Annotated in this window: 14 protein-coding genes; 11 read left to right on the forward strand and 3 right to left on the reverse strand. The window is 41.1% G+C overall.

Features of this window, described 5'->3' with window-relative positions:
* Positions 1–13 precede the first annotated feature (13 nt).
* Together ACFO3P_RS20255 and lpdA are read left to right on the forward strand one after the other, a co-directional pair.
* Positions 14–1,366, forward strand: a complete 1,353-nt coding sequence (locus tag ACFO3P_RS20255) for a dihydrolipoamide acetyltransferase family protein (protein WP_042533644.1) — start codon at positions 14–16, stop codon at positions 1,364–1,366.
* A 12-nt stretch (positions 1,367–1,378) separates the two neighbouring features.
* A complete protein-coding gene (lpdA, locus tag ACFO3P_RS20260; RefSeq protein ID WP_289584616.1) occupies positions 1,379–2,752 on the forward strand; it encodes a dihydrolipoyl dehydrogenase in 1,374 nt (457 codons plus the stop codon).
* A 234-nt stretch (positions 2,753–2,986) separates the two neighbouring features.
* Here lpdA and ACFO3P_RS20265 read toward each other — a convergent pair whose 3' ends face one another.
* Positions 2,987–4,564 carry a PTS sugar transporter gene (locus tag ACFO3P_RS20265; RefSeq protein WP_193062004.1) on the reverse strand — a complete coding sequence of 526 codons (1,578 nt, stop codon included), beginning with the start codon at positions 4,562–4,564 and terminating at the stop codon, positions 2,987–2,989.
* A 398-nt stretch (positions 4,565–4,962) separates the two neighbouring features.
* Here ACFO3P_RS20265 and ACFO3P_RS20270 point away from each other — a divergent pair, with 398 nt between their 5' ends.
* The 9 genes from ACFO3P_RS20270 (at position 4,963) to solA (ending at position 15,061) form a co-directional block, all read left to right on the forward strand.
* Positions 4,963–5,790 (forward strand): mechanosensitive ion channel family protein, encoded by an 828-nt coding sequence (locus ACFO3P_RS20270; RefSeq protein ID WP_193062005.1) that lies wholly within the window; start codon positions 4,963–4,965, stop codon positions 5,788–5,790.
* A gap of 400 nt (positions 5,791–6,190) precedes the next feature.
* The gene (locus tag ACFO3P_RS20275; protein WP_052485051.1) at positions 6,191–7,480 is read left to right on the forward strand and encodes a globin-coupled sensor protein; all 1,290 of its coding nucleotides are present in this window, start codon (positions 6,191–6,193) and stop codon (positions 7,478–7,480) included.
* A 62-nt stretch (positions 7,481–7,542) separates the two neighbouring features.
* Entirely contained in the window at positions 7,543–8,370 is an 828-nt protein-coding gene (locus ACFO3P_RS20280) for an alpha/beta hydrolase (RefSeq protein ID WP_042533648.1), read from the forward strand.
* A 236-nt stretch (positions 8,371–8,606) separates the two neighbouring features.
* On the forward strand, positions 8,607–9,776 hold the full coding sequence (locus ACFO3P_RS20285) for an ATP-grasp domain-containing protein (protein ID WP_289584615.1): 1,170 nt from the start codon (positions 8,607–8,609) through the stop codon (positions 9,774–9,776).
* Positions 9,777–9,793: 17 nt separating this feature from the next.
* Entirely contained in the window at positions 9,794–10,534 is a 741-nt protein-coding gene (locus ACFO3P_RS20290) for an esterase family protein (RefSeq protein ID WP_042533650.1), read from the forward strand.
* Positions 10,535–10,648: 114 nt separating this feature from the next.
* Positions 10,649–11,500 (forward strand): metallophosphoesterase, encoded by an 852-nt coding sequence (locus tag ACFO3P_RS20295; RefSeq protein WP_289584614.1) that lies wholly within the window; start codon positions 10,649–10,651, stop codon positions 11,498–11,500.
* A gap of 152 nt (positions 11,501–11,652) precedes the next feature.
* Positions 11,653–13,389, forward strand: coding sequence for a class I adenylate-forming enzyme family protein (locus ACFO3P_RS20300; protein WP_289584613.1), 1,737 nt, complete (start codon positions 11,653–11,655; stop codon positions 13,387–13,389).
* A 36-nt stretch (positions 13,390–13,425) separates the two neighbouring features.
* Positions 13,426–13,899, forward strand: a complete 474-nt coding sequence (locus tag ACFO3P_RS20305) for an acyl-CoA thioesterase (RefSeq protein WP_256706179.1) — start codon at positions 13,426–13,428, stop codon at positions 13,897–13,899.
* 22 nt (positions 13,900–13,921) lie between these two features.
* Complete coding sequence (gene solA / locus ACFO3P_RS20310; RefSeq protein ID WP_289584612.1) at positions 13,922–15,061, forward strand: N-methyl-L-tryptophan oxidase; 1,140 nt, start codon at positions 13,922–13,924, stop codon at positions 15,059–15,061.
* Positions 15,062–15,110: 49 nt separating this feature from the next.
* Here the strand turns inward: solA and ACFO3P_RS20315 are convergent, their stop codons facing one another.
* Positions 15,111–16,100 (reverse strand): ABC transporter ATP-binding protein, encoded by a 990-nt coding sequence (locus ACFO3P_RS20315; RefSeq protein ID WP_042533655.1) that lies wholly within the window; start codon positions 16,098–16,100, stop codon positions 15,111–15,113.
* Positions 16,097–17,086 carry an ABC transporter ATP-binding protein gene (locus ACFO3P_RS20320; protein ID WP_042533656.1) on the reverse strand — a complete coding sequence of 330 codons (990 nt, stop codon included), beginning with the start codon at positions 17,084–17,086 and terminating at the stop codon, positions 16,097–16,099. Before ACFO3P_RS20320 ends, ACFO3P_RS20315 begins: the two co-directional genes overlap by 4 nt.
* Position 17,087: the final 1 nt, after the last annotated feature.

Raw genomic sequence — 17,087 nt, forward strand, 5'->3', positions numbered from 1 at the left:
AGGAGGGATTCAGGTGGCTAAAGAAATATTTATGCCTAAGCTAAGCAGTACGATGGAAGTGGGCACCCTGCTTCAATGGTTTAAAGAAGAGGGAGATTCTGTTGAAATGGGGGAGCCCCTATTCGAAATTATGACGGATAAAATCAATATTGAAGTTGAGTCATATGAAGAGGGCATACTGCTAAAGAAATATTTTAAAGTGGATGATGAGGTCGAAGTAAATGCTTGTATTGGTTATATAGGAGAAGCAGGAGAAAAAGTTCCTGATAATCCGCCGGCAGCTTCCGAAGAATCTGAATCAGTAGAAAATGTCCAGGAAGAAGCATCTGCTGAGGGACAGGAGCAAACAGTTAGTACCGATTCTGATCAAGAAGAAAATAAGGACGGAAAAGTCAGAGCGACTCCTGCTGCCAGACGGATTTCCCGCGAGAATGATCTTTCCTTATCCGCTATTTCCGGCTCTGGTCCAAATGGAAGGGTACATCAACAGGATGTCGAAGCAGCTCTTGTCGCAGGTGTGATAGCTGTGACGCCGTTGGCAGAGAAAATAGCAGCTGACCATGGAATTGATTTAAATCAAATTACGGGTACAGGGGCGCGCGGAAAAATTGAAAAGCAGGATGTACTTTCTTATCTGGAAAAAGCAGATGAAATTTCAAAAGAAACGGAATCTGAGCCAGCAGAACGTATAAAGCTCAAAGGACTTCGTAAAGCGGTTGCTGACAAAATGGTACAAAGCGTTCAATCCATCCCGCATGTAACCTTGACAAGCGACGTGGATATGACGAATGTTATTGACCTGCGTAAATCATTGCTTCCTGTGATTGAAAAAGATACGGGATACCGGTTATCCTTTACCGAAGTGATTATAAAAGCAACTGCCAATGCACTTATGAAGCATCCAAAATTAAATGCCTCTTTAATTGGTGATGAAATTGTGATGAACAATGAAGTCAATATCGGACTGGCAGTTGCTGTAGATAATGGATTGATTGTGCCTTCTATTAAAAATGTAAATCAAAAAGGTCTGGCTGCGTTAACTCAAACTAGTAAAGAACTGGGCAAGAAGGCAAGAGAAAATAAACTAAAACCGGATGAAATGCGCGGAAGTACCTTTACCATCAGTAACTTGGGAATGTATGCCATTGATGCCTTCACTCCTATTATTAATGGACCGGAAACAGCGATTTTAGGTGTTGGAAGAATTGTTGAAAAGCCTGTTGTTGTAGATGGAGAACTGACAGCTCGTCCAATGATGGTGCTTAGTCTGTCCTTTGATCACCGTGCAATTGATGGTGCACCAGCTGCAGCATTCTTAACGGACTTGAAGGCGAATCTTGAAAATCCATACAGTTTATTAGTTTAAGGGGCGGAGTAAATGACAAAATTTGATGTAGCGATAGTTGGCAGCGGTCCCGGAGGATATGTATCGGCAATCCGAGCTGCAAAGCTGGGCTTGTCTGTTGCGCTGGTAGAAGGAAGAGACCTGGGTGGAACTTGTTTAAATCGTGGCTGTATTCCTTCTAAAACATTATTAAAAAATGCAGAAGTAATCAATCAAATAAAAGATGCGAAAAAGTTTGGAATCCAGGTTGATTCATATTCATTGGAATTAAAAACAATGATTAATAGAAAGAATCAGGTTATTCAGCAGCTACAAAACGGGATTAACAGTCTATTAAAAGCGAATAAAATAAAGCTATATTCTGGTTATGGAACAGTGGATAATCAAAAAATAATTACGGTTGATACCGGAGAGAAAACAGAAAAGCTGGAAGCGGAATCTATTATTCTGGCAAACGGCTCCAAGCCTTTTGTTCCTAACCTTTCGGGGCTTAATGAAGTTCCTTATTATACAAGTGATACGATATTCGATATAGAAGAGGTCCCGGAGCATTTAGTTATTGTCGGCGGCGGGGTCATTGGATTGGAAATCGCCTGTATTTTTCAAAGCTTAGGAACGAAAGTAGAAATTGTGGAAATGGCAGATCGTATCATTCCTGCAGAAGACAAGGAAGCAGCTGATTATCTAGCAAATGAGCTGAAAAGAAAAGGGATAGGCATGCATACCAGTGCAAAGGTGCTGGAATTGAAGAAGGATAAGAAAACGGTGGTCAAATTAGAAAAGGACGGAAAAGAAACGAGTCTGGAAACAGATAGTGTCCTTGTTTCTGTGGGACGCGAACCTAATTTGACCGGATTGAATGACCTTTCTATTAACTATGAAGGCAAATTTGTCAAAGTGGATAAATCGATGCAGACCAATGTAAAAGGGATTTATGCTATCGGAGACTTAATTGGCGGATACCAGCTTGCACATGCAGCGAGTGAAGAAGGAATTCGTGCAGTCAGTCATATTTTAGGTGAAACACATCCAAAAGATTTCATTATGCCACGCTGTATTTATACATTTCCTGAGATTGCAAGTGTTGGGATGACAGAAGAGCAGGCGAAAGCAGCGGGCTATCAGGTGAAAGCTCAAAAAGTAGACTTAGCCGCTAATGGAAAAGGAATAGCTTCTGCCGAAAACAGCGGATTTATGAAAATTATCTCCGAAGAAAAGTATGGTGAAATCCTCGGTGTGGTGCTTGCTGGCGCCCATGTGACGGAAATGATCAGTCAGGCAACTTCTTTCATGTACTTAGAAGGGACGGTAGAAGAGTTGGAGGATATGATTTTTCCGCATCCAACCTTAGCGGAGGGAATGTTTGAAGCAGCTGCAAAATGGCTGGATAAAGGGATTCATTATTAAAAAAAGAAAAGTGCTGTATATTCCATTTGTAGTCGTAATTTCATGTAGTATAGCAGCACGATTTCAACAGGATATACCATGCCTTTATAAGAGTTGATTTAAAATACAGTTGGTAACTAAACCGATCCGAAGAGCTGGATATATTTCCAGCTCTTCGGATCGGTCTTTTATTTTCGTAATGCGTTTGATTTCCCTTCTAGTCATCGTTCTAACTATACTGTTTGTTTTCAATTGTTAAGCATTTACGCCCTTATCTACAATATCCACTTTTTTTCTCTTATTTGCAATCAATGTAATCGCAAAAGATAATATAAAAGCTGCAAGCATGGCGATGATAAATCCGTATGGATTATCAGATAAAAATGGTGTGGTGAATGTTGGAACGTAGGCGGTCCCGCGAACGTCGAACAGGCCGACTAGGGCGCCGCCGACTCCGGCAGATAAAATGGCACCGGCGAATACGATTTTATTTGAGAACATGAACGGATAGGCTGCTTCCACAAATGTTCCGAATCCCATATTGATCAAGAATCCTGGGGTTGCAGCAGCTGCTTCTCCTTTCTCCCTCGGAGCAACGATGTTTGCTAAGTTGATTCCAGCAGATACCATAACTAAACCAACCATATCAATGGCTCCTAAGAAGCTTACGCCTGTTTTTTCCATTTCTAATAATACGATTGGCAAAATAGCTGCATGGTATATCCCGCCTAAAATGGCCGGCCAAATAAGCAGACCGCCTAGTAACCCCGCTAAAATAGGGTTATATGCAATGGCTGCCTCGATTGCAATTTTAATTCCATCCCCGATGAACAATGCGATCGGCGCGAATAAAAAGTAGACTAACAGCCCTGCGAATAAACCGGCTAGGCCTCCAGTGACGATATTTACGGTTGTCATCGGAAATTTCCAGCTGATGCATTTTTGAAAGAAATAATGTACGAAAACTCCTGCTAAAATACCACCAATGAGACCGCCAATAATACCGCCATTAACGGATAATACACCAGCTACAACCCCGGCTACAATTGATACCTCGTCTAAATTAGACACTTGTTTGGCGGCAATTGCAGCGATAATAATCGGAAGTGCTCCAATCATTATATCAAAAATATCTTCTAGACCACTGAATATCGGAATCTTACTTAACGCAAGAACAAGTGCCATCGCAATAAAACCAGGCAATGCAGAAACCATGATACCGCGGATATTCATATTTTTCCAAATGCTTCCGCTGTTTTCCGCATTCATTTTACTCGTGGTTCCAATAATTGGTTTATATGTTACATCCCAATATTTTGCAAGGGAGCTAGTGAAAGAAATTGCTCGCGTTCGGTTCGTTGTACCAGTTGTTCCTGATTTAGCAATAACATTCGCACCTTGTGCGCTGATGGTTGCCATGGACGTTCCGCCTGTTCCGACGATCGGTATGTTCCTTTGAATGGCTGCGTTAATGACATTTTGATTGGCGCACTTTGGATCCGCACTCATGACGATTAACCCATCAACTGTTTGATTAAGTATAAGCGCAGCTATCTGCTCGTCTGTCTGTTTTGCTTGTTCGTTTATTTGTTCTAATGTATTTGGAGGGCTTTGTGTAACTTGCCCTTCTTCATCTAGACTAAAAAGGCTTGTTTTCGAGCTTGCTTTTGCTTGGTCCATGGAAACGTCAGAAGCAATAAATTGAACGGCAGCGATGTTAAAATCTGCAGCACTGCATTGGTTTTCAATTTCGTCTAATAATTTCCTTGGATTTTTTCCTCCTAAATTGTACAGGTTGCCGCCGGAGCTACCTATGATAGCTATAGTTTTCAAGATTATTCCCCCAGTAGAAAATTTCAATAAACAGGTTTTTAACACATTAGTATTTTATCATACTAAAGCGATAAAGTCTTTAAAGATTTAAAAGAAAGTGATTTGAGCGGCTAGGGAATAGATTTCTAAGATTCTGTTTAACAGATATCTTCATATTAAATGTTTTGTATTTGTTGAAATGAAATTTAACGCAGTGTAACTGGCTGGGGCTGGGGCTGCGATCACTCGCCCCACCGAAGAACTGTTGTGCGTCGAAAAATCCCCATTGAAGGAAGTTTCACTTTATCGAATGCTGTTTTTGTTGATTGAATGATTTCATCGAATTTTGTCTTATTTTACTTTAGATTCCTCTTTTGATATAATCATCAATCATTGAGAGCAGTAAAGGAGAAGATGAAATGGATTGGATAGAAAATATAAATTGGGAGCAGCTTCTATTAGATACTGGATTTATTCTTTTAAAATTGATTGGAACGCTTATTGTATTTTATATTGTACGTGCTATTGGAAAGCGATTTATTCGGAATTCCTTTTCCAAAGCACAAGTGAAGAAAAAAATGTCGGCAGGCAGAACGAAAACGCTGCAGTCTTTAACCATTAGTACGTTTTCTTACGCTTTACTATTTGTTACGCTAGTAGTTGTTCTTGGTATTTTTGATATTAATGCCACTGGTTTAGTTGCCGGGGCTGGTGTGGTAGGACTGGCTATTGGCTTTGGTGCGCAAGGATTAGTCAGTGATGTAGTTACAGGCTTTTTCTTACTGCTGGAGAAGCAGGTGGATGTTGGTGATTATGTAACAGCTGCCGGATATGATGGGGTTGTAGAAGATGTCGGGCTCAGAACAATGCAAATTCGCGGCTTTGATGGCACGTTAAACTATGTACCTAATCGGGAAGTTACCTCCCTAAGCAACCACACCCGCGGGAATATGCAGGCTTTAGTGGATATTGTCATTCCATATAGTGATAATATTGATGAAGCAGTTGGCATTATTCAAACCGTCTGTGATGAAATGAAAGAAATGAATTCTAAAATCGTAGAAGGGCCCAATGTAATTGGTGTCCAAACGTTTGATACAGCTGCGGTAACTTTACGGGTTATTGCTAAGACAGAAATGATGGAGCAATGGGCAATAGAACGTGATTTACGAAAAGCGATTAAAGAAGCGCTTGATGCAAATCAGGACGATCCTGAAAAAACATATGCCGAACAGCCTCAGGGATAGGTGAAGGCATAAGGGAATAATTTAGTATGAAGAATAATGTTATTTTAAAACAAAAAGGCTTTCGATTAATCGATGCCTTTTTTGTTTGATTTTATTTAAAAGGGGGATAAAAGATGAAACAGGAGTGGTCTGGTGATTATAAGGAATAATCGCTGTTTATTTTCTTAATAAAAGAAATAATCTTAATTTTATAATAGGACTTTTGAATCAACTTTATTTCTGAAGCAGATGTTTTTTATTTAGACAGTCATAGATGCACGCACATCCTGTATAATAGTGTCATGATAAAGATACATATACAATTTTCTTTTACTAAGAAATAGAGAACAAACAAAATTTTGATTGCTGAGCAGGTAAGAAATAATGAGCATTTGCAAAATAAGCTTTAGGAGTGAGTTGGTTGAGAAGTATTTTTCGTAAAGATGAGAGAGAAGAGAGTTTATTGGAAAGCAGTAAAGAAGTAACTGTGGTTTTAGAGAAGCTGCAGCAAACCGATTTAGCGTTACAGCTGAAAATATCCAGGTTAACAAAGCAGGATTTGGCTGTTGCCAGATTATTGAAGCCGGTGATTCAAGAAAATATTGATATTATTATCGATGCTTTCTATGCTAATTTGGCACTTTCTCCAGAGTTAATGGATATTATCGAAGACAACAGTTCGGTCAGCCGATTAAAACAAACATTGGCAACACACGTTATAGAAATGTTTTCCGGAGAAATTAATCAAGCATTTATTGACAAGCGCCGGAGGATTGCCCAGGTGCATGTACATATTGGTTTGCAGCCTAAATGGTATATCGCTTCCTTTCAAGAGCTGTTCTTTCAAATATCCAAGCTAGTATCAGATACATATCAGGACAAAGAAAACTTTTTGTATGCGATACAGGTGGTAAATAAGCTGTTGAATTTCGAGCAGCAGATCGTCTTAGAAGCATATGAAGCAGATATTGAAGAGAAAAGAGCTGTGATGGATGAAAAGAATCAAAACCTGATTACTTCCATGAGAGAAACAGCTGAGAACTTGAGCTTCTTGTCTTCGGAAACGAATCAGTCTGTGATAAAAATGGTAGATCAAGCAAATCGAATCAATCAAATATCCAAGCAAGGGGAAGAAATTGCTGCCGCCACAAGTGAATCAGCACAGCAGGGGATGGAGCAGACACAGACAACGAATGCAGGCATGTCCCATTTGGATAAGCATATGGCACTTGTCGTAGAAAGGTTGGAACAATTAACAGGCAGTGCCGAAAAAATCAAATCGGTGATTTCTATTGTAGAGTCGATTGCGGGGCAGACAAATTTATTAGCTCTAAATGCGTCTATCGAAGCAGCAAGAGTTGGTGAGCAAGGAAAAGGCTTTGCTGTGGTAGCGGATGAGGTGCGTAAACTTGCGGAGCAATCAGCGAAAGCTGTTGCTGAAGTAAGCGATTTGATCCTGGAGACAAACGAACAGGTTGCAAATAGCCGGGAAGCGATTAGAGAAACACAGGAAGAAGTAACATCCGTCCGTGAACAAACAGCGAAAACAGCAGAAATATTAAGGAAGGTTTCGGAATCTATGGCCCGTATTTCGCAAAACAGCAGTCAGATTCAACAATCATTGGAAGAAAATCAGCACAGTATCAGTGAAGTAGAATCTTCCATGGGTGAGATTGAGAATTACTCTCTGAAATTTAATGAAATGGAATGATAGCTTGTTATTACCGCAATTTTAAAAACGCTTAAAGAATCTTGACGGAATGAGGAATATACATGAGACAATCCTATTTTTATTTAAAGCTGGAATCCCACGAGCTGCCAATGGCTTATAAAAAAGAGAACCGTCGTGTGCGGGTATTATTGCCAAAGGATTATGGGAAAGAAAAGGATCGGCATTATCCTGTTGTGTATATGCATGACGGGCAAAATGTTTTTTACAGCAGTGAAGCCTACAGCGGTTATTCATGGAAGGTGATTCCGGCAATAAAACGGAATCCGGATTTGCCCAAAATGATTATTGTCGGGATTGATAATGGCGAAAGAGACCGCATTAATGAATATACACCATGGAAAATAACGGAAAGCCCGCTCCCGGAGGATATTGAATTGGGAGGAAGAGGCGCTGAATTTGCTGAATTTATTATGACAGTAGTAAAGCCTTTTATCGATGAACATTATCGAACTAAACCAGATAAATACCATACGGCAATGATTGGCAGCTCCCTTGGCGGAAATATTTCTGCTTTTATGGGAATTGAATATAAGGATCAAATTGGCGGCCTGGGGATTTTTTCGCTTGCTAACTGGATTACTAACAAAGCATTTGACCATTATATGGAAAGAGAAACGTTAGATCCGGAACAGCGTGTGTATGTCCAAGTCGGGACAGAGGAGGGTGACGACGCGGACCGGCAATTAATGTATGGTAATATGAAGCAGGCGTATATCGACTGTTCGCTAAAGTATTATAAACAGCTGGTCAAAGGCGGTATTCCTATCGACCATATCGATTTAAATATTTTTTCGGATGAGGAGCATAATGAGGAAGCCTGGTCAAAGCATCTTCCGGAATGTTTTCGATTCTTAGGTGCAAATTGGTGATAGAGATAGCTGTTTAAAAATTGATAGAATCCGTCGGAAATCATTGTGAGTTTGAGTTGGTTCATGGTTGATTAACTTCATCAAATTGGATGAAACGGCGGTTTCTTTCGAGTATTTTTTAATTATCTAATCTTATTTGACAATTTTCTAAAAATTATATTGATTTTAAATTGAAAAAATGGTATTTTAACAGGTAATCTAATGATTTTTACCTAGGTAACGAAAGGAGAAATAATATGAATTATATCCTAATTTCACCATATTATCCCAAGAATTTTCAGACTTTTGCGCATCGTTTAAAAAGTGCAGGCGTTCAAGTATTTGGAATTGGGGAAGAGCCTTATGATCAATTAGGTTCAGAATTACAAAAATCGTTAAGCGAATATTATCGGGTCAATAGTTTAGAAAATGTTGATGAAGTAAAGCGTGCTGTAGCGTTTTTGTTTTTTAAGCATGGCCCGATTGACCGAATTGAGTCTAATAATGAACACTGGTTAGAGCTTGATGCGCAGCTTCGTGAACAATTTAATGTGTATGGGAATAAAACAGCTGACTTGAAAAAGGTAAAGTTTAAATCGGAAATGAAAAAGCTGTTTAAAAAAGCTGGTGTGCCAGTGGTAGAGGGCTATGTCGTAAAAAATAAAGAGGATTTGTCGAAAGCTGTGGGAAAATTAGGGCTTCCTGTAATTGCGAAGCCGGATAGTGGTGTCGGCTCGGCTGCGACCTTTAAATTGAGTTCAGATGAAGATATACGTCATTTTGAAGCGGAATGGCAGGAAACAACCGTTTATTTCCTGGAGCCTTATGTGGAAGGCGGAAAGCTGTGTACGTTTGATGGCCTGACGGATCAAAATGGAGATATTGCTTTTCAGACAAGTTTTACATATAATGTGCCGACATTAGAGCTCGTTCAGGGGCAGCTGGATCTATTCTATGTTATTCAGAAGGAAATTGATCCGAAGCTTGAAGCATACGGGAAAGCGATTGTGAAAATCTTTGGCATGAAGGAACGTTTTTTTCATATTGAGTTTTTCCAATTAGAAAATGGAGATTACGTGGCGCTGGAGTATAATAACCGTCTGGCTGGCGGCTACACCATTGATATGTATAACTATGCTTACTCGATTGATTTATTTGCACAGTATGCTTCTTTGGTAACAGGAAGCGGATTTAAGAAGCCGGATGTTCCGAATCAATATTGTATTGGAGTTACCCAGCGGGACGCCTATCAATACCAAAACAATACCAAAGCAATCCGTGATAAATTCGGAGACAGGGTAAAGTTTGCTGAGCGTATGCCGGAAGCATTTGCCCATCTGCAGGGAAATCAATTTTATGCAATCAATGCGGATACGGAAGAAGAGGTTAATGAAATTACTCGTTTTGTACATGAACGAAAAAAATAGAGACAGGGGATTTGACAATGCAGATGGAACAGTTAAGCCATTGGAGCGGAGAATTAGGAAGGGAGATGCCATTAAACAGATATGGACACAGCGGTACACCAATTATTGTGTTTCCATCATCCGGCGGGTCACATTATGAATACTATGATTTTGGAATGATTGATGCGTGTCAGGAATTTATTGAAGCGGGAAAGGTGCAATTTTTCGCGTTAGCCAGCGTGGATAGCGAGAGCTGGTTGCATGATTCCAAGCCGCCGCATGACCGCGCATTAGCTCATGAGGCGTACGATCGTTATGTCATTTCAGAAGCAATTCCATTTATTCAACATAAAACAAACTGGTTCCATCCAATGATGACAACCGGCTGCAGCATGGGGGCTTATCATGCGCTCAACTTTTTCTTAAGGCACCCGGATGTTTTTCAGACGACGGTGGCCCTCAGCGGTATATACGATGCACGCTTCTTTTTCGGAGATTATGGAAATGACCCGCTTGTCTATGAAAATTCACCGAGTGATTATATCTGGAATCAGAATGATGGCTGGTTTATCGATCATTACCGTTCAGCCGATATTATTGTCTGTACCGGCCTTGGGGACTGGGAGCAGGATGGACTGCCTTCATTTTATACATTGAAAAAAGCGTTTGAAGAGAAGCAGATTCCTGCCTGGTTTGATGAATGGGGCGAAGATGTTTCCCATGATTGGATTTGGTGGCGGAAGCAAATGCCTTATTATCTGGAAAAATTGTTTTCCTAAAATGCTAAAACACTAGTACAATAAAAGTGCTGGTGTTTTTTAATGGGGAAAATTTGGTAGAGGGAGCAGTTATATGCTCCCTGCTGAAAAATAGATGGATAAAGAGGTTAAAAGATGAAACGAACTAAGAAAACCAAAAACAATTTAAAAAGAGGGATTATATTAAGCGTTCTCCTGCTGGCAATGCTTTCATTGCTGATTAAAGTATATTTTGATACAAACACTTTTAAGATTAATAGAGAGCAGTTTTCCAGTGTGAAGCTGGAGGCTGGTACAGAGCTATCCGTGCTGCAAATAACGGATGTACATAGCCGTGTATTCAGAGCAGGGAATGAACAGGTGCTTGAGAAGGTAAGTGAGCTGGATACGGATATCATTGTGCTGACAGGGGATTTGATTGACCGTAAAACAGAAGATCTGGAGATAGCCTTTGAACTGGCAGAGGCTTTAGTACAGGTAAACCCGGATACCTATTTTGTCACTGGCAATCATGAGCATGAAAATCCGGAGAAAGAGGCTTTCTTGGCCGGATTAGAGAAGAGAGGAGTACGCATTCTAAGCAATGAACATACACAATTTGAAAAAGATGGCCAGCTGTTTAATATGGTTGGCGTGAATGACGTATCCACAAATCATGAAGATATGTCTTCGGCTTTTTCCGGCTTAGATACGGATAAATATACCATTCTACTTTCTCATGCTCCCGCCGTTATTCAGAAATACCCGGAGGTTGATGCGGATATCGTGTTAAGCGGTCATACCCATGGCGGACAGGTAAGACTGCCGTTCATAGGGGCGCTTGTTGCTCCGGATGAGGGACTGCTGCCGGAATTACAGAAGGGCGTATATCCATTAGGTGATGCGCGTTATTTGTATATTGACAGCGGTCTGGGGACTTCAGCATTGCCAATACGATTTCTTAACCAGAGTCAGATCAGTTTGATTACGATTCAACCGGAACAATAGCATGAAAGAAGCAATGCCTGTTTTTTTACGAAGGTATTGCTTCTTTTTATGCTAAAAACCTGTCATTTAATTTACGGAATATATAGTGATATAATAGAAAACAAATCGCATTTACATAAAATAAAGACAGTTTAAGGGGGATTTTCTTTTTCATGGGCAATCAACAAGGGCTAAAGACAGCTAAAACGGTAAATGAAAGAAGAGAGGAGTTATTGGAGGCTTATCCTGTTTGGAATCGGGATACTATCGCTGCTCATTTTCAAAAAAGTGTGGAAGCTTATGCGGATCAAGCTTTCATGCATATTAACGGGATGACGTATACCTATCAAAATGTATGGGACCATGCTGTAGAAATAGCAAAAGCGCTTATACATAATGGAGTGAAAAGGCGCGATCATCTTGCTGTTTTGATGGATAATGATGTGGCATATCCGTCACTGATGATTGCTTCATCCATGGTCGGAGCTGTATTCATTCCGCTGAATTCCATGCTTTCGAAAGCGGAATTAACCTATATATTACGGCAGTCAGATACGAATCATTTAGTTGTGCATGAGACAGTGAAGGATAAGCAACACGCTCAAACAGTCGCAGCGTTATGGCAAACAAAAGAATTTCAAGATAATGCTTCACTGGAAAAAGTAATCTGCATGGAGACAGAAGGAGATACGGAAATCTTGGATTCCTTTATTAAATGGGAGGATTTCCTGCACGCAGGCCAGGAGGTTTCTGATAAAGAATGGAAACAGCGTTGGAATGCCTCCCTATATCCGGATGAAGCAGCTATTATTATGTACACTTCTGGTTCCACGGGAAGTCCTAAAGGAGTCATGCTGACACATGATATGCTGCTCCGCTGTGCATTTAGTACATGCTACAGCCGGGCTATTGAGAAAGGCCGGATTACATTTGCACCATTGCCGTTCTATCATTGCTTTGCCATTGTTGAAGCGATACTGGCTATGTCTTTTGTTGGCGGTTCTTTTATTTCTGCGCTTGGAGCATCCCCGTTAAAATCACTGGAATTAATGGAAAAATATCGTGCGAATGATTACTTATGTGTTCCATTTACCCTGGTAGCCTTATTAAATCATCCAAAGGTGTCAGCATTTGATTTGTCCTCGCTTTTTGCGATGTGGTGCGGGGCTGCACCTGCTCCCGTTCCCGTATGGAAAAAAGCCATGGATACGCTGGGGTTGACGGAAATGATTACCGGGTATGGACAGACGGAGGTAAGCTCCTCGGGAGTGACAACAGAACTGGGGGATTCTTTAGAAATGATTTCGACAAGAGTAGGGCGTCCTAAATTAGCAGGTTCCAGCGGGCTTTCGGAGTTCCAAGGACATGCAACAGAATATAAAACCATCGATCCGCAAAATGGAAAGGATTTAGAAGCGGGAGCTGTTGGGGAATTAACTGTCCGCGGCCCATCTGTGACGAGCGGATACTATAATAAGCCTGAAGAAACAACGGCAGTTATTGATAAAGATGGCTGGCTGCGTACCGGCGATGTCGGAAGAATAGATGAAAATGGCTATGTACAGCTTTTAGGTCGCAGTAAAGAAATGTATAAGGTTTCTGGAGAGCTGGTTGCTCCAAGAGAAGTAGAGGCGGTTATTTCCGAACATCCAGCCGTTGCACAAGCGGGTGTGATAGGGGTTCCTGATTCGATGACAACAGAAATTGGGGCTGCGTTTATTGAAGTGTATGATGGAGAAGCTGTTACGAGAAAAGAAATCGTCCAGTGGTGTGCAGATAAGCTGGCACGTTTTAAAATACCTAGATATGTCTGGGTTATATCAGCTTCTGCTTGGCCGCTGACAAGCACTGGAAAAATTCAAAAATTTCGTTTGCAGGAAATGGCGGAGGAGAAGTTAAACCGCCCATAATAAGTAAGATAGAGAAACGTATAGGAGGAAATAGGAATGGCACAAGAATGGCATCAGCACCAAATGCGAGTGCAATACAAGGATACAGATCAAATGGGGGTTGTTCATCACGGGAACTATATTACCTGGTTTGAGGTAGCGCGGACAGAGTGGATGAGGCATTTTGATATGTCCTATCATGCGATTGAAGAAGAGGGGCTGCTTTTACCGGTATTGGACGTGAATGCTGTATATAAAAGCTCAGCAAGATTTGATGATTTGGTTGTATTGTTCACACGTATTGAGCAGTATTCCCCGATCCGTTTAGTTTTTGAATATGAAGCGAGAAGAATAACGGAAGAAGATTGGAAAGCTAACGGGTTAAATCATGCTACAGCGGATGAACCTTACGGGGAATTACTCACCACGGGAAAAACAACACATATGTGGGTGAATAAGGAGTGGAAACCGGTGAAGCTTCGAAAAACACATCCAGAACTGTATGAAAAAATACAGCGAATTGCTGACTAGAGGAATAGGGAGGAAGCTCAAAATGGAATACGATGTGATTATTATTGGTGCGGGATCCATGGGGATGTCGGCAGGCTATTATTTAACAGAAGCGGGCCAAACAGTGGCGCTTATTGATTCCGATGACCCTCCGCATGAAGAGGGTTCTCATCACGGGGAAACAAGACTGATCCGTCATGCCTACGGAGAAGGCGGAAATTATGTTCCATTGGCATTACATGCACAAAAGCTGTGGGAAGAGCTGGATGAGAAAACGGAGGAACGCATATTTTTAAAGACTGGTGTTCTAAATTTTGGTGCAAAAGGAAATGTGTTTTTGGAGACCGTTCAAAAATCAGCAGAGGAATATCAGCTTCCGCTGGATGTCATGACAGCAGAAGAAATTAACAATCGTTGGCCGGGATTTCAATTAGATGCTGGCGCTGTCGGCTATTTTGAGAGAAATTCGGGCGTATTGTTCAGTGAAAATGCTGTTCGCGCTTATCGGACCTTAGCAGAAAAAAATGGTGCGGATTTATATACAAACAGATCTGTTCAAGCAATTGAAACAACAGCTGATCAAGTTACAGTAAAATTAACCGATGGCGAAATAAAAGGGAAGAAGCTGCTTATTTCTGCCGGAAAGGGTACCAATCAAGTGACAAAGCTGCTCGATATCTCGCTGCCTCTTACGCCTGTGCGGAAGACATTTTCCTGGTTTACGGCAGCTGAAGTAGCGAATTATACGGAAGAATCGTTTCCGGGCTGGGGACATGTTGACCAGGAAAGTACATATTATGGTTTTCCGAGTATCGATAGCGCCGGATTGAAAATTGGCAGACATGATGCAGGGCATCCTTTAGAGGACCCGGGAGAGCTGGCTCCGTTTGGAACATATTCTGAAGATAAACAGGAGACACTTGCCTTTGCGCGTAAGCATTTCTCGAAGGATATAGACCTTAAAGAAGGCAGGGTGTGTACATATACAAACACACCTGATGAAGATTTTATTATAGATTATTTGCCGGGGCATACCAATATTGTCGTTGCCTGCGGATTTTCCGGTCATGGTTTTAAATTTGCCAGCGGAATTGGGGAAAGCTTAGCCAGGTTATTAACGGATAGGGAACTGGCAGTGAGTTTAGAAAGCTTCCAGCTAAATAGATTTGATGGGTATCAATAGAATGAAAACAAAGGTGCATCCGCTTGTTTAATAGGATACACCTTTGTTTTTAAGTATTTGCTTTCTCTTGATCTACTAAATGACAAGCTACAAAATGCCCTGGCTCTCTTTCCTTGAATACAGGTGTTTCATTTTTACAAATATCCATAGCAAATGGACAGCGAGTATGAAATTTGCATCCGGAAGGGGGAGATGCGGGATTAGGCAAATCTCCTTTCAACAAAATACGTTCCCGCCGTTTGGTCGGGTCAGGAATAGGAACCGCAGACAGCAATGCTTTTGTATAAGGATGCTGCGGGTTCTCGTATAATTGATCCCTGCTGGCCAGTTCCATCATGGTACCCAAATACAGTACACCTATCCGGGAGCATAGATGCTCTACCACACTTAAATCATGAGAAATAAATAGATAGGATAAGTTTCTTTTTTCCTGCAGTTCTTGAAAAAGGTTAATAATTTGCGCTTGTATGGATACATCTAGTGCGGAAACTGGCTCGTCCGCTACAATAAATTCCGGGTTCATAATCATCGCACGGGCGATGCCGATTCGCTGACGCTGACCGCCGCTGAATTCATGCGGATATTTATTGATATGGTACGTCGGCAGTCCGCATAGTTCCATTGTTTCCATCACTTTTTCCTTCACATTCTTTTTTGTTGCTAAGCCGTGGTCCAGTAAAGGCTCTGCAAGGGCATCGCCAATCCGTAACCGCGGATTTAAAGAGCTGAATGGGTCTTGAAAGACAAATTGCATCTTCGTACGCAAGTGACGCATTTCTTTTTTATCTAATTCAAAAACATTTTTTCCATGATATTTGATTTCTCCATTGGAAATATCTTGAAGGCGCAGAATTGATTTACCAATGGTGCTTTTCCCGCTGCCAGATTCTCCGACTAGTCCAAATGTTTCTCCTTCTTTAATATGAAAAGTTACATTATCAACGGCTTTGATATACTCATTGTTTTTACTAAACATTTTTTCTTTTGTTTTATATTTTTTCTCGAGCTGATGGACTTGAATAAGCGATTCCTGCGTCATTTGTGTACCACCTCATTTTCGTAAAGCCAGCAGGCGACTTTATGTTCACTGCTGTCATCGCTTTTTAGCTCGGGTGTTTGCTGTGTGCAAATCTTCATGCAGTGTTCACAGCGGTCAGCAAAGTAGCAGGAGGGCTTTAAATCAACCAGCTTCGGAACCTGCCCTGGAATGGTATACAGTTTTTTCTTTCGGGATCCGAGGACGGGCTTGGCTTGCAATAAACCCTTTGTGTAAGGGTGCTTCGGATTAGCAAATATCTCTTCCACCGTGCCTTGCTCAACTACTTTACCGGCATACATTACTACAACCCTGTCTGCTACTTCAGCTACGACACCAAGATCATGTGTGATCAGCAGCATGGACATATTTGTTTCTTCCTTTAAATCCTGTAATAAATTCAATACCTGTGCTTGTATCGTGACATCGAGCGCTGTTGTCGGTTCATCTGCAATAAGCATCTTCGGGTCGCAGGCAAGGGCAATGGCAATCATTACGCGTTGAAGCATGCCCCCCGACAATTGATGCGGATAGGATTTGATAATTTGTTCACCGCGTCCAATACCAACCATTTTTATCAGTTCAAGTGATTTCTTTGTTGCTTGTTTTTTGGAAATCGCCTGATGCTCTAATAAGACTTCTGTCATTTGTTCTCCTATTGTCATAACAGGGTTTAGGGAAGTCATTGGCTCTTGAAAAATCATAGATAGCTCATTTCCCCGAATTCTGCGCATATTTCCTTTCGAAAGCTTGGTGAGATCTTTACCTGCTAAATTTATTTCTCCTTCTACCTTTGATGTATCGGGAAGCAGCCCCATAATAGACATGGCTGTAACACTTTTTCCACATCCTGATTCTCCGACGATGCAGACAGTTTCTCCTTGATAAACGTCAAAGTTGATTCCATCCACAGCTTTTACCAATCCGTCTTCTGATTGAAAGTGTGCTTTTAACTGATGAACGGATAAAAGCGGTTCTTGTTGTGCCATG

Source organism: Oceanobacillus aidingensis, assembly GCF_042654105.1.
In the GTDB taxonomy this organism is placed as follows: domain Bacteria; phylum Bacillota; class Bacilli; order Bacillales; family Amphibacillaceae; genus Oceanobacillus; species Oceanobacillus oncorhynchi.

What these genes read in the sequence shown, in the direction of transcription:
- ACFO3P_RS20280 (WP_042533648.1), top strand. Translation starts at nt 7,543, where the DNA reads ATGAGACAATCCTATTTTTATTTAAAGCTGGAATCCCACGAGCTGCCA.
- lpdA (WP_289584616.1), top strand. Translation starts at nt 1,379, where the DNA reads ATGACAAAATTTGATGTAGCGATAGTTGGCAGCGGTCCCGGAGGATAT.
- ACFO3P_RS20315 (WP_042533655.1), bottom strand. Translation starts at nt 16,100, where the DNA reads ATGACGCAGGAATCGCTTATTCAAGTCCATCAGCTCGAGAAAAAATAT.
- ACFO3P_RS20290 (WP_042533650.1), top strand. Translation starts at nt 9,794, where the DNA reads ATGCAGATGGAACAGTTAAGCCATTGGAGCGGAGAATTAGGAAGGGAG.
- solA (WP_289584612.1), top strand. Translation starts at nt 13,922, where the DNA reads ATGGAATACGATGTGATTATTATTGGTGCGGGATCCATGGGGATGTCG.
- ACFO3P_RS20270 (WP_193062005.1), top strand. Translation starts at nt 4,963, where the DNA reads ATGGATTGGATAGAAAATATAAATTGGGAGCAGCTTCTATTAGATACT.
- ACFO3P_RS20320 (WP_042533656.1), bottom strand. Translation starts at nt 17,086, where the DNA reads ATGGCACAACAAGAACCGCTTTTATCCGTTCATCAGTTAAAAGCACAC.
- ACFO3P_RS20300 (WP_289584613.1), top strand. Translation starts at nt 11,653, where the DNA reads ATGGGCAATCAACAAGGGCTAAAGACAGCTAAAACGGTAAATGAAAGA.
- ACFO3P_RS20285 (WP_289584615.1), top strand. Translation starts at nt 8,607, where the DNA reads ATGAATTATATCCTAATTTCACCATATTATCCCAAGAATTTTCAGACT.
- ACFO3P_RS20295 (WP_289584614.1), top strand. Translation starts at nt 10,649, where the DNA reads ATGAAACGAACTAAGAAAACCAAAAACAATTTAAAAAGAGGGATTATA.
- ACFO3P_RS20305 (WP_256706179.1), top strand. Translation starts at nt 13,426, where the DNA reads ATGGCACAAGAATGGCATCAGCACCAAATGCGAGTGCAATACAAGGAT.